This window comes from Paenibacillus sp. JDR-2 (assembly GCF_000023585.1).
Taxonomy (GTDB): Bacteria; Bacillota; Bacilli; order Paenibacillales; family Paenibacillaceae; genus Pristimantibacillus.
The window spans coordinates 4,464,290-4,476,875 of sequence record NC_012914.1; the positions used below are offsets into that span (position 1 = coordinate 4,464,290).

Sequence of the window (12,586 nt, forward strand, 5' to 3'; positions counted from 1 at the left end):
TATGTCAGTTATATTTCGGATTGGACCGGATATCAACGAGAAGCTGCTCGGCAGCTTCCCGCGGATACATTTGCAGCTTTGTGCGTCCGTTGCGCTCATATTTGACATGAACCATCGTCGCATCCGTTGCCGAAATATGCGGATTGGCAACTTCGTGGTCTTCCGACAAAATTTGCGCGAAAAAGTCACGGGTATCCAATGCCGCTCGATCATCCGGCCGGTCTTCGGCTACGATATGAATCTGCAGCCAGTTGAACAAGGCATCATCAAACGTCATTTGCCTGAATCAGCTTCCTTTACGGCGCCGCTCTCGGCCCGGTTATTTTTCCATTTGTCGTAGATCTGCCGGCCGCGAAGCATAAGCATCATAAGCACGGCAATTCCCATACATTGAATAATAGGAAGCTTGTCGACCTGAAGGACCATCAGCACAAACGAGCCGACGGCCATCAGGATATAGACAAGAACTTCTTTCAGGATCGGAAGTTTCTGATTGTTAGCCCTGAACACTTTGTTGAAGATATAAATCGTAAATCCAAGAATAAGCAAATACGATACGGCGTGATGGTCGCTCAACCATTGCTGCATGCCGTGACCCCCTTAGCCTGCCCGGTGATTATACGCCTGCTTGCGCAGTTTTGCGATGTTTTTCAGCACGCTCGCGCTCGCTCTTGTTCAAGATTTTCTTACGCAGACGAATCGACTTCGGCGTAATTTCACAGAACTCATCGTCATTCAAATACTCAAGCGCTTGTTCAAGAGAGAACAGACGTGGAGTTTTGAGTTTAACCGTATCATCTTTACCAGCGGAACGTACGTTAGTCAGTGCCTTCTCTTTACAGATATTTACGATGATGTCGTTATCGCGGGTATGCTCGCCAACGATCATGCCTTCGTAAATTTCGGTGCCTGGCTCAACAAATTGAATACCGCGGTCTTCCACACCCAGCATGCCGTAGAAGGTCGATGTTCCTGTCTCGCTCGATACGAGCACGCCTTGGTGACGTCCGCCAACTCCGGATGCAAGTGGACCGTAGCTGTCGAAAGCATGGTTCATAATGCCGTAGCCGCGCGTCAATGTCAGGAACGAAGTACGGTAGCCAATCAAACCGCGCGCAGGGATAATGAACTCCAGACGAACTTGGCCATTGCCGTTGTTGATCATGTTGACCATTTCTGCCTTACGTGTTCCGAGGCTTTCCATAACGGCGCCCATGCTGTCTTCCGGAACGTCAATCAAAAGACGTTCGTACGGCTCGGATTTAACGCCGTCAACTTCCTTAATAATAACTTCCGGTTTCGACACTTGAATTTCGAATCCTTCACGACGCATATTCTCAATCAGAATTCCAAGGTGAAGTTCACCGCGGCCAGATACGATAAAGGCATCCGGGCTGTCTGTTTCGTCTACGCGAAGCGCTACGTCTGTTTCAAGCTCTTTGAACAAACGCTCACGAATCTTACGGGATGTTACCCATTTACCTTCACGGCCTGCAAATGGGCTGTTGTTAACAAGGAATGTCATCTGCAAAGTAGGCTCATCAATCTTCAATACCGGCAGAGCTTCGGGCTTGGAAGGATCAGCAATCGTCTCACCGATGTTAATGTCCTTAATACCAGCGATAGCAACGATGTCGCCAGCGCCTGCTTCTTCAATCTCGACACGCTTCAGTCCCTGGAAGCCGAACAGCTTCTCGATGCGGGCTTGCTTCACAGCGCCCTCACGGTTGATAACCGCAACGGTTTGTCCTTGACGGACGATACCGCGGTTTACGCGGCCAACTGCGATACGACCCAGGTATTCATTGTAATCAAGCAAAGTAACAAGGAATTGCAGCGGCTCATCAACCGTTTCCGTAGGGTGCGGGATATGGCTTACAATCGTTTCGTACAAAGCCTGCATGTTGTCTTCTTGCTTCTCGGGTTCGGACTCAAGACTTGAAGTACCCATCAGCGCGGAAGCATAAACAACCGGGAATTCAAGTTGATCGTCATTCGCGCCAAGCTCGATGAACAGATCAAGCACTTCATCAATTACTTCCGTAGGGCGGGCATTCGGACGGTCAATCTTATTAACGACAACAATTGGCGTAAGGTTGCTTTCCAATGCTTTCCGCAATACGAATTTTGTTTGCGGCATGCAGCCTTCAAACGCGTCAACAACGAGCAATACGCCGTCAACCATCTTCATAATCCGTTCTACTTCACCGCCAAAGTCCGCGTGCCCAGGTGTATCGACGATATTAATCAGGTAGTCTTTATAAGTAATCGCCGTATTTTTCGCCAGGATGGTAATACCGCGTTCGCGTTCCAGATCATTGGAATCCATTGCGCGCTCCTGTACAGCTTCATGTTCTCTGAATGTACCTGATTGCTGCAGCAGCTTATCAACCAAAGTTGTTTTGCCGTGGTCAACGTGGGCGATAATCGCAATATTCCGGATGTTTTCTCTTGCTTGCATAACTAATAATCCACTCCATTTTGTCTAATTTTCTTTCCTTACACAATACTTCACTTACCGGACACTTACCAGCGGCGCGAGCGGTTTGTGATTACCATCCAGCCACCGGCAATCATCAGGACAAGCGCAACAAGATAAATTCCCCAGCTCCATAACAAGACGAGCAACAGAAAAACAGCTGAAGCAACGGCAAGCGCTATAGACGCCGTAAGCGCAAATCGCGGGCGGGACGAGCCAAATAAAAAATATTCGTATAGACCGATGGCTGCGCCAAGCAGGAACAGCGGCCACAAATATTTCAGTGCATCCCATCCAAAAATGTTACAAACCATAAACAGCAGCGCAGACACGGTTAGTATTCCACCTGGTACAAGCACTGCTGCGGGAAGAAGTCTGCCAAAATAAAAAACATGCAGCAAAATTCCCGGAATGAGGACGAGCAGCGGCCAGAAAATAGCCCCCAAAAAGCTGAATACACCAAGTTTGCCCAGTAAAATAACGACCCCAGCTAGTAACACAATAATTCCAGCGGAATATTTGTTATTAGGCATTTGCGTTCCGCTCCTTACAACGTCTACCCCCATACAGACGTACGACGCCAGTTTTTATCTATCATAGTTTAAAGGAACTGCGATGAAAATACCAGCGGGAACAGAAGGAACATTGCAAAAAAATACCGTTCACCTGTGAACGGTTTGTGAAAATGGGTTTAAGTTCTCCGCTTCAATAAACCAATAATGACGACAAACGGGATGCAGAGCAGCGGTATAGCTTCGGCAGCCGTACGGGAACCGTTGAATAATAGGGCATCCATTCCCGGGTCATGGACAAGCATTCCTCCTGCAGCATATCCAAGCAGTCCGGCACCGATATACACAAGCGGAGGAAATTTGTGTAATAGAGTGCCCAGAATTTGGCTCCCCCAAATGATCATCGGAATACTGAGCGCGATCCCTAGCAGAATAAGCACCGTATCCCCATCCGCTACCGCGGCAATTGCCAGGACATTGTCGAGACTCATAATAAAATCCGCCGCGACGATTGTTCGCACTGCCTGCGACAATGATTTGGATTTCCTGCTGGGCATATGCAGATCGCCCTCGCCCTCCTGTCCGGCGTCCGACAGGAGCTTAGCCGCAATATACAGCAATAGCAAGGAACCAATAGCCTGCAGATAAGGAATCTGAAGCAGGGAGATAGCAGCCAGCGTCAACAGGCATCGCAGCCCGACAGCGGCAAGCGCTCCCCACCATACAGCCCTTTTGCGCTCCTTCGGAGGAAGCTGTTGGCTGGCCATAGCGATTACTACGGCATTATCGCCGCTTAATAACAGGTTGATCAGGACAATTTGAAGAAAAGTCAGCACACTATCCACTTTGCATTCGCCCCCTCTCTTACCACCTGTATGAGAAAAGGACAAGTTTTATGAAGGGATGTCCAAAAAATTTTTGAATCCTCCCCCGTCCTTCATCCGTAGTAAATGAAGTCTTTCGAGACTACCGCAAAATTGTTGGAAGGGAGGGTCACGAATAATGGATGTATTTTCAGTGGATTTTTTGCTGGCTCTGCTCAATATTGTCTTTATCGATCTCATCCTGGCAGGTGACAACGCCATTGTTATCGGTATGGCCGCCCGCAACTTGCCGCAGCATCAGCAGAAGAAAGCCGTCCTGTGGGGTACGGCAGGCGCAATTGGCATCCGAATCATCGCGACCGTCGCTGTTGTACGGCTGCTCGGTTTGCCTTGGCTCCATCTGGCAGGCGGTATCCTGCTTTTATGGATTGCATATAAGCTGCTTGTTCAGGAAGACGATAAGCATGGCGACGTCAAAGCCGGCAACACGCTTTGGCAGTCGATTCAGACCATCATTATCGCCGATGCGGCTATGGGAATCGATAACGTCATCGCGGTTGCAGGCGCTTCGCACGGCAACACGGTGCTTGTCATTTTGGGCCTGCTGATCAGTGTACCGGTTATCGTCTGGGGCTCAACGCTCTTCATCAAGCTGATCAACAAATTTACATGGATCATTTATCTGGGCTCCGGTGTACTCGGTTATACAGCGGCCAAGATGATTACCCATGAAAAAGCGTTCGAGGAGTTCTTCAAGGAAAACCCCGCTTTCTATTGGTGTTTCGTCATCCTCATCATTGCGCTGATTATCGCTGCGGGACTTCTTACAAACAACCGCAGAAATCAGGCTGTGCAAGAAAAAAGCAGAGAAACCGTTTAACGGGTTCTCTGCTTTTTCTTTATTTCCTTAGAACCAGCGGTCTTCCCCTGCCGGTTCCTGCTCTGGCTGCGCTTCAGGCGTCAACTCTATGACTTCTGTACGCTCCACGGCCTCAAGCAGCATTTGTACAAGCTCGGGAATATAGGACTCCGCCCGTTCCACAACGTTCAGATTCGGATTCGTGCTTGGCGATTTCGGCAGGAATAACGTACAGCAGTCTTCGTAAGGAAGGATGGAGGTTTCGAAGGTTCCAATCCGCACCGCTTCGTTAATAATTTCCTGCTTGTCCATCATAATAAGCGGCTTCAGCAATGGCAGTACCGTTGCCCGTCCGATAACATTCATGCTTGAGAGCGTCTGGCTGGCCACCTGACCGAGGCTCTCGCCCGTTACGATGCCGCCGGCACCGTTTCTGTCAGCCAGCTGCTCGGTAATGCGAAGCATCGCACGGCGCATCAGCGTAATCATCATGCTATCCTGCTTGGCCTGTACCAGCCTTGTCTGAATATCGGTAAAAGGCACCAGATGGAGCTTCAGCGGCGCTCCTGCATAGTAAGACAGTCTTCTAGCGAGGTCAATGACCTTCTCCTTCGCCTTGTCGCTGGTAAACGGGTAGCTGTGGAAATGCACCGCCTCCAGCTCCAGGCCCTTACGCATGGCCATCCAGCCCGCTACCGGGCTGTCAATACCGCCCGACAGCAGAAGCATCGCTTTGCCGTTGGAGCCGAACGGGAATCCTCCTGCCCCTGGAATTACCGTGTTGTAAATGAAGGTGCCTTCTTCGTAAGTATCAACGCGCAGCTCCACTTCCGGCTTCCGCACGTCTACTTTCAGATCGGCAAAAGCGCGCAGCACATGGGAACCAACAAGATGATTCATTTCCTGTGAAGAATGCTTAAACGGCTTCCAAGCACGCTTTGCGTTTACTTTAAAGGTTGCCGGTTCTTTCTCCAGCCCTGTCATCAATTGCAAAGCCCCAGCCTGGATTTTTTCCAACTCGTTCTCTACCTGAATGACCGGGCTGAACGAGATAATGCCAAATACATCCTTCAGCCGTTCTGCAATCGGTTCAAACGACTCGCCGTTCAAGGAAATCGTCATCCTGCCGAAGGACTTGGCGTACGTCAATGCGGCAAAGCTCTTCAGAGCTAGCTTGATCTGCTGCTGCATCCTCTTCTCGAATTGATTGCGGTTGCGTCCCTTCATGACGAGGTCGCCATAGCGGACAATTACTTTATCATAAATCACGTTAAGATTTGCTCCTTTCAAGCGGCTTCAGCTGCGCAACGGTCCTGCTCAGCATGTCAACCAGCTTGTCGATGTCCTGCTCCGTATGCTCGTCGCCAAAGCTGATGCGGATCCCTCCCGCTGCACGTTCGGGGGTCGATCCCATCGCCAGCAGCACCTTGCTTGGCTTATTATCCTTTGAAGAACAGGCCGATTTCGTCGAGATAATGGCGCCTTGCTCCTCCATCATATGGACGATAACCTCCGGCTTCATGCCCGGGTAGGAAAAATGCACGATATGCGGCGCCATAACCGCCGCATCCTCGCTGCCGTTCAGCATCAGCTGCGGAATCTTCGCAAGCTGCCGGATCAGCCGTTCCCGTAGCGCGTACATCCGGTAGCGGTTCTTTTCCTCCGCCTGCATGCTCATCCGCAGCGCTTTAGCCGAAGCGACGATGCCCGGTACATTTTGGGTGCCCGCACGCATGCCTCGTTCCTGCGAGCCGCCGGATTGAAGAGGTTGAAATTGCAGGCCCTCCCGCACATACAGATACCCGACACCTTTAGGGCCGCGAAGCTTGTGCGCCGACCCGCTGAGCAAATCAATTCTCCACTTCTTTAGTTTAACCGGGAGCTTGCCGATGCTCTGCACCGCATCCACATGGAACAGGATACGCGGGTATTCGGACAGCAGTTGGCCGATCTTCTCAATAGGCTGTATGGATCCTACTTCATTATTGACATGCATGATGCTGATCAGTATCGTCTCATCCGTTATAGACGCCTGTAATAGTTTGAGATCCACGTGCCCCGTTGGGCTGACAGGCAAATAGGTTACCCGGAAGCCTTCTTGTTCAAGCTGCCGGAAAGCATCATTAACGGAAGAATGCTCAATCTGCGTAGTAATCAGATGATTGCCGCGGCTGCGGAATTGTCTGGCAGCCCCTTTTACAGCGAGATTATTGCTCTCCGTACCGCCCGACGTAAACAGCCATTCCTCCGGCTTTACCCCGAACTGCTCCGCAAGCACGGAACGGGAACGGACAATCAGCTTGTCTGCTTCAACTCCCGCACGATGAATAGAGGAAGGATTCGCATAATGGGCTTTCATAACTTCCGCGAACGTATCCACAACTTCCGCATATGGCGGAGTGGATGCGCAATGATCGAAATACAGCATATATTCAACACCTTTCTTAAAAAGAGAAAACCTCTATCGGGACCGCTCAAGAATAACGGCCGCGTTTAGAGGCAAGTTGTAACTCCAAACCAAATATCAAAGCATAATCAAGCGGATTAATAGCGGGCTCCAAGCACTTTGCCTATGTACCGCTGCGTTTCTTCCGGAAGCTTGTCCAAGTTAGCCAGCAGTTCGCTGTCCGTTGAAATACCAAGCCGGTCGATTCGGCCGGGCCCCGCATTATAAGCGGCTAACGCCACTTGTTCATTACCGTTGTATTTGCCAAGCAGATAAGATAAATATTTCGAACCGCCGTCAATGTTCTGCTGCGGATCGAGGGAATCCGTTACCCCAAGACCGCGGGCAGTCGAATCCATCAGCTGCATAAGTCCTTTTGCCCCTACGGAGGATACCGCGTCGGAATTAAATCCGGACTCTGTACGAATAACCCCTCTGATCAATTCGGGATCAATGCCGTATTTGGCGGCAGCCTCCGTGATCAGAGCGTCATAGTCGGTTGGTGAGGAGCTTGACTGGTCAGCCGCCGCGCCGCTTAATGCGGTACTGTACAGACTAGGCACGCTAGCCAGCTTGGCAAGCGAATCCGAGGTAAGCATACTTGGCTCGATACTATCCATATCGGCAAAATCGCCGTTCATATATTGAGACAGCAAAAAGTCAAACATGGATGTGTTGCCGTCGCCGCTATTCACATCAAGCGGATTAGCCGCTGTTTGAAAATCCAGAGTTGGTGAAAGCTGCAGCTGGAGCAGCTGCTTCAACGTACGCGAATCGATACTCATAGGGTCCTCCAGTCGAATAATAAAGGGTATAAATGATGTATCGGTTTTTATTGTACATGTTTTTACTTATAACGGCTAGTACTGCGGTCTCCATGTATAGAAAAAGCAGCCCCGCGCAAGGAGCTGCTTTGCTTTCACGATATTATTTGAAAATTTTCACGCGCTCGTCGATTGGCTGGAATTGCTTCTCTCCCGGCTCTGCCGTTGGAGTACCAAACGGCATTTGAGCAATCAGCTGCCAGCTAGCCGGAATGTTCCAAGTTTGCTTCACTTCTTCGTCGATCAACGGGTTGTAGTGCTGGAGGGAAGCGCCCAGGCCTTGCTCCTCGAGCAAGGTCCACACAACGTATTGAACGATTGCGGAAGAATGCTGCGACCATTTCGGGAAGTTGTCGGCATAGCTTGGGAACTGGTTTTGAAGACCTTCAACAACAGTTGTGTCTTCGAAGAACAGCACTGAGCCATGGCCGGCTTTGAAGCTGTCAACGCGTTGTTCCGTGGAAGCGAATTGATCGGCAGGCACGATTTTGCGAAGCGTTTCTTTTACGATGTTCCACAGTTTAGCGTGATTTTCGCCAAGCAACACAACTACGCGCGCGCTTTGGGAGTTGAACGCGGACGGCGAATATTTCACTGCATCTTGCACAAGGCTGATGATTTGATCATCCGAAATTGGCGATTGATTGCTGATTGCATAATAAGTGCGTCTTGCTTGGATAGCCTCAATAAGTGATTTCGAAATAGTAGAAGTATTTGACATTTTTATCTGCCTCCTAGGTGATTTATAAGTAACTTTATTTATGTTAGTAACATTACAATACTCCGAAGTCCATGTCAAGCGCTTCGTCATTTATTTTGTCTAATCCGCTCTCTAATACAAGTGTCAATGATTGGCCAGCGCACAACGCAAAAAAACCGTCCCAACAGGGACGGCTCGTCTGCAATCTTATTCGGTTACCGTAATCGTAATCGGCGAATATTCTCCGATAACCGTCTGTCCATGAACGGATACGCTTCCTTCCGGCGACAAATCCTTTTCCGTCATAATGCCAAGCGCTACCGTGAACTGGTTGAATTTGACCGGTACGTTATGCTCTCTGCGCACTTCCGTACCGTTTACATAAAAGACGATTTCGTCATTTTCGCGGTTGTACGTAATTTTGTACGTATTAAACTCGCGGGCCTGGAAATCGGTTGATTCCTTGAATACGCAGAAATATCTTGTCTTGTCCGTCTCCGGCACCGAAACGCCCGGGAATGGCAGAACCGCATAAACGCTTGCGTATTTGTCGTTGCCTGCAAAGAAGTCCAGAGCGCCTCCCGTTGTGAAGTCAAGCAGGTTCAACGAAGCATAACCGTCGTACAAATCGCCAGGCGCCGTGTTCTGCGAACGGGCACGGATCTGGAGCTCGAAGCTGATCTCGCCCTTCTCCGGCACTTCCACCGGCTTCGCCGAATAATACATATGCTTGGCATTATCGAGAATCTGAATCTTGTCATGCTTGCGGCTAAGCGGAGCGCGTACGTAAAGAATGCCATTGCGTACAATAACCACCGCATCCGGCTCGCGGTATTGCCAGAACGTACCGTCCGGCAGCGGGAAGCCGCCAATCGTCCATATTTTGCCTTCGTCAAGGATCGTATCAAAATCTCCAAGCACCCATTGTTTGCTCATCTTCTATTCCCTCAGCTTTCATTATGAAATTCTGGCCGTCTCTCTTATAAGAGACCTTGAATGATTAATGCAGCAATCAAAATTACGCCGCAACGGTTAGTTGCCTTAACCGAATTGCCCATCAGAGGCAAATAGGCGTGGGAAGGATTATGCTCCTTCAGCTTGCCGTATACGGCATATAGCGGAACAGCCGTTAACAATCCAAGCAGCGCGTACCAAGGCAGCGCACCCGCAAGCACGCAAATAACCAGCGAGACGTAAGCGAGCACCAGCAGCCATCTGGAGAAGACCAGCGCTCTTTGTTCTCCCCATACGACAACCAGCGTTTTTTTGCCGGCTTGCTTGTCCGCCTGCCAATGCAAGAAATGATGATTGAATAAAATAAGCGTGGTAAGCAGTCCGATCGGAAGCGAAAGCAATAACGCCCGGTAGTCCAGCTGCGAGGACTGCACATAGTACGCACCGGCAACGGGCAAAATACCAAACGACAGCAGAATTGCGATTTCGCTATACCCTTTACCGCGATAGCCGAAACGAATGGGCGGCGCTACATAGAAATAAGCAATCAGTCCTCCAAGTCCGCCAAATACGATAACCGGCCATCCGCTGATCACCGACAAAATAATACCGCTGACCGCAGCAATTCCGAACAGCGACCAGGTCACGGTTGCAAATGCGCGGATCGTCCACGTTCCGTTCGTCAAATAACCGGAGTTTGTCGAAATAACCCCTTCTGCCTGTTTGGCAGCTTCATCCGTTCCGTTGTAGTAGTCCCACAAATCATTGATCATATTCGAGAACAAATGCGCTGCGCCCGAACCGACAAGCGTGAGCAGAAGCAGCCAAAAATTAAAATTGCCGTCCCACACAAAAGCACCCAATGCGCCAAGCGCAACGGGAATTAGCATAACCGGAAGGACGCGTATCCGCGATGCCTTCATAAACTGCTTCATGATGTTATTCAAAGCTGCAAGTCTCTCCCTTCTTCTTCATCCGTTCAACCTTATCAAATTTAATTGAAACACTTTAAGCAAGGGACCGTCAACTGAAAGAATAGGGCGAAAGCATCAATTTCTGACAAAAAAAGAGCTTCTCTGGGCGCTTGGCACCTCAGGAAGCTCTATCGCAAATCCTATCCTCTAGCCTGAATCTTCCGGTTAATCAAGTAGGTCATCATATAGACCAGCAGAATGATGACGGCAGCTTCATAGAGCAGCGGTCCCCAATAATTCGGTACACTGGCTTGCACATGAACGACTTGATCTGGGGAATCGGTTATCCTCACGTTAACGGATTTAAAGAACTGATCCGTAGAGACGTCCATGCTTGGGAACAGTTTTGTTTCCACCCATTGAATGCCGAGCTGCAGCCCGATAAAGAGAGCAGCGCCTATCCAAGAGCCCTTTTTCCCTTTGAATACCTTCGCCACCGTAATGCTTGAAAAAATAATAATCACAAACAAGATACTGGAGAGAAGCACTGCCCAGAAGCCTCTGTCCGCCAGAATATCGAATACCCGCAAATGTACCGTGTCCACAACACCGCCAAGTACCATCAGATGGATCACGCCAATAACTCCAATGGTAACCAGCCCCGCGATTCCGAGCAATAACGGAGACAGCACCGTATACAAAGCTGGCAGCGGGAGAAGCCGGCGGTTAAAATACCTGAGATTGCGCTCATAAGTCCTGCAGACCGTTACGCACAGCGAAATCGTTATGGCCAAATAGACCAGAAAGGTCAATACGTAAATCAGATCCGTATCCAGGTTCTTAACCTCGCCGTACACGGTAACCGCGGCTCCGGTTAATACAAACAAGGCTCCGACGATTAGCAAAAAGCCAGCGTTGCGTTTCCAATCATATTTGACCAGCTTAAGCAAATTCATCATTCCGCGAACACCTCTTTAAACAGCTCATCCACGCTTTTGCCTTGCGAGAACCGGATCGTCTCCACTTCCTCCTGAAGGACAATGCTTCCGTTCTTGATTAATATAACCTCGTCGAAAATCCGTTCAATATCCCGTACCAGATGAGTGGATATTATCAAACAGCTGTCTTCGTTATAATATTTCACGATCGCATCCAATATTTTCTCGCGGGCAACCGGGTCTACGCCGCCAATCGGCTCATCAAGCAAATACAGCTTGGCGTTGCGGGACAAAGCCAGGGTCAGCTGCAGCCGTTCGTTCATCCCTTTGGAAAGCGTGCTGATCCTGTCCGCAGGCTGCAATTTCATAAATTGCAGCATTTCATCGGCTTTTGCGGCGTCAAAGTCCGGATAGAAATCTTTATAAAAGCCAATCGCATCCTTCACCCGCATCCAGGATTCCGTCAGCGGCTTATCCGGCATAAAAGAAGTCAAAGCTTTGGTCCGCTGACCGCTAGGTTCCCCGCAGATAATCAACTGGCCGGAGGATGGCGGCATAAGGCCCGCGGCGATTTTCATCAAGGTGCTTTTGCCGCTGCCGTTGCTGCCGAGCAAGCCAATAATCCTGCCGGGCTGGATTTTGAAAGAAACATTGTCCAGCGCACGCTTGGCTCCATACGTTTTAGTTACTCCCGATAGCTCCAAGATCGATTCCACGTCTCTTATTCACTCCTGTCAATACGGCTTTCCGCTTTGCCGTCTTTTACGGCATCCTTCACGATGGCCACGATATCGTCCTTCTCGAAGCCAAGCTCCCTCATCCCCTGAACAAAGCGTTCGAGCAGCTCGCCCGCCATCTCTTTCTTAATTTGCATAATCGTCGACTCCCTACTCGTCACAAATCGGCCAAGTCCTCGTCTTGTCTCTACAATGCCTTCCCGCTCCAGCTCCTGGAACGTACGTTGAATCGTATTGGGGTTTATCTGCAGCTCAAGGGCCAGGTCCCGTACCGATTCGATTTTGTCCCCGGGATTTAATCTGCCGGTAATAATCTGCTTCTTCACATAGTTCATAATCTGAATATAAATCGGCATATTGTTGTCAAATACAATTGTCACGGGTCAAGATTCTCCTTTC

At 49.7% G+C, this 12,586-nt stretch carries 15 protein-coding genes; 1 reads left to right on the top strand and 14 read right to left on the bottom strand.

Translation table 11 applies throughout. The features are described 5' to 3' along the window. Positions 1-4: 4 nt before the first annotated feature. The 5 genes from PJDR2_RS19730 to PJDR2_RS19750 all read right to left on the bottom strand — a co-directional run bounded on the left by PJDR2_RS19730 (position 5) and on the right by PJDR2_RS19750 (position 3,836). Positions 5-277 (bottom strand): hypothetical protein, encoded by a 273-nt coding sequence (locus tag PJDR2_RS19730; protein ID WP_015845486.1) that lies wholly within the window; start codon positions 275-277, stop codon positions 5-7. Next, positions 274-588 carry a YlaH-like family protein gene (locus tag PJDR2_RS19735; RefSeq protein ID WP_015845487.1) on the bottom strand — a complete coding sequence of 105 codons (315 nt, stop codon included), beginning with the start codon at positions 586-588 and terminating at the stop codon, positions 274-276. The genes PJDR2_RS19730 and PJDR2_RS19735 overlap by 4 nt, the downstream gene beginning before the upstream one ends. Before the next feature lie 28 nt (positions 589-616). Beyond that, positions 617-2,461, bottom strand: a complete 1,845-nt coding sequence (gene typA, locus PJDR2_RS19740) for a translational GTPase TypA (RefSeq protein ID WP_015845488.1) — start codon at positions 2,459-2,461, stop codon at positions 617-619. 65 nt (positions 2,462-2,526) lie between these two features. Next, a complete protein-coding gene (locus PJDR2_RS19745) occupies positions 2,527-3,012 on the bottom strand; it encodes a hypothetical protein (RefSeq protein ID WP_015845489.1) in 486 nt (161 codons plus the stop codon). A 158-nt stretch (positions 3,013-3,170) separates the two neighbouring features. Then, a complete protein-coding gene (locus tag PJDR2_RS19750) occupies positions 3,171-3,836 on the bottom strand; it encodes a TerC family protein (protein WP_015845490.1) in 666 nt (221 codons plus the stop codon). A 157-nt stretch (positions 3,837-3,993) separates the two neighbouring features. Here PJDR2_RS19750 and PJDR2_RS19755 point away from each other — a divergent pair, with 157 nt between their 5' ends. Beyond that, positions 3,994-4,695, top strand: coding sequence for a TerC family protein (locus PJDR2_RS19755; protein ID WP_015845491.1), 702 nt, complete (start codon positions 3,994-3,996; stop codon positions 4,693-4,695). Between the two features lie 27 nt (positions 4,696-4,722). Here the strand turns inward: PJDR2_RS19755 and thiI are convergent, their stop codons facing one another. From thiI to PJDR2_RS19800, 9 genes are all read right to left on the bottom strand, one after another. Then, positions 4,723-5,943 carry a tRNA uracil 4-sulfurtransferase ThiI gene (gene thiI, locus PJDR2_RS19760; protein ID WP_015845492.1) on the bottom strand — a complete coding sequence of 407 codons (1,221 nt, stop codon included), beginning with the start codon at positions 5,941-5,943 and terminating at the stop codon, positions 4,723-4,725. Between the two features lies 1 nt (position 5,944). Then, on the bottom strand, positions 5,945-7,102 hold the full coding sequence (locus tag PJDR2_RS19765; RefSeq protein WP_015845493.1) for a cysteine desulfurase family protein: 1,158 nt from the start codon (positions 7,100-7,102) through the stop codon (positions 5,945-5,947). A 116-nt stretch (positions 7,103-7,218) separates the two neighbouring features. Beyond that, positions 7,219-7,905, bottom strand: coding sequence for a lytic transglycosylase domain-containing protein (locus PJDR2_RS33750; protein WP_015845494.1), 687 nt, complete (start codon positions 7,903-7,905; stop codon positions 7,219-7,221). A gap of 142 nt (positions 7,906-8,047) precedes the next feature. Further along, entirely contained in the window at positions 8,048-8,647 is a 600-nt protein-coding gene (locus tag PJDR2_RS19775; RefSeq protein ID WP_041614433.1) for a nitroreductase family protein, read from the bottom strand. A 204-nt stretch (positions 8,648-8,851) separates the two neighbouring features. Then, on the bottom strand, positions 8,852-9,580 hold the full coding sequence (locus PJDR2_RS19780) for a DUF6081 family protein (protein WP_015845496.1): 729 nt from the start codon (positions 9,578-9,580) through the stop codon (positions 8,852-8,854). Between the two features lie 44 nt (positions 9,581-9,624). Continuing rightward, positions 9,625-10,533, bottom strand: coding sequence for a prenyltransferase (locus tag PJDR2_RS19785; protein ID WP_041614434.1), 909 nt, complete (start codon positions 10,531-10,533; stop codon positions 9,625-9,627). Between the two features lie 179 nt (positions 10,534-10,712). After that, positions 10,713-11,471, bottom strand: a complete 759-nt coding sequence (locus PJDR2_RS19790) for a hypothetical protein (protein ID WP_015845498.1) — start codon at positions 11,469-11,471, stop codon at positions 10,713-10,715. Further along, the gene (locus tag PJDR2_RS19795; RefSeq protein WP_015845499.1) at positions 11,468-12,166 is read right to left on the bottom strand and encodes an ABC transporter ATP-binding protein; all 699 of its coding nucleotides are present in this window, start codon (positions 12,164-12,166) and stop codon (positions 11,468-11,470) included. Before PJDR2_RS19795 ends, PJDR2_RS19790 begins: the two co-directional genes overlap by 4 nt. Before the next feature lie 5 nt (positions 12,167-12,171). Beyond that, the gene (locus tag PJDR2_RS19800) at positions 12,172-12,567 is read right to left on the bottom strand and encodes a GntR family transcriptional regulator (protein WP_015845500.1); all 396 of its coding nucleotides are present in this window, start codon (positions 12,565-12,567) and stop codon (positions 12,172-12,174) included. Between the last annotated feature and the right edge of the window lie 19 nt (positions 12,568-12,586).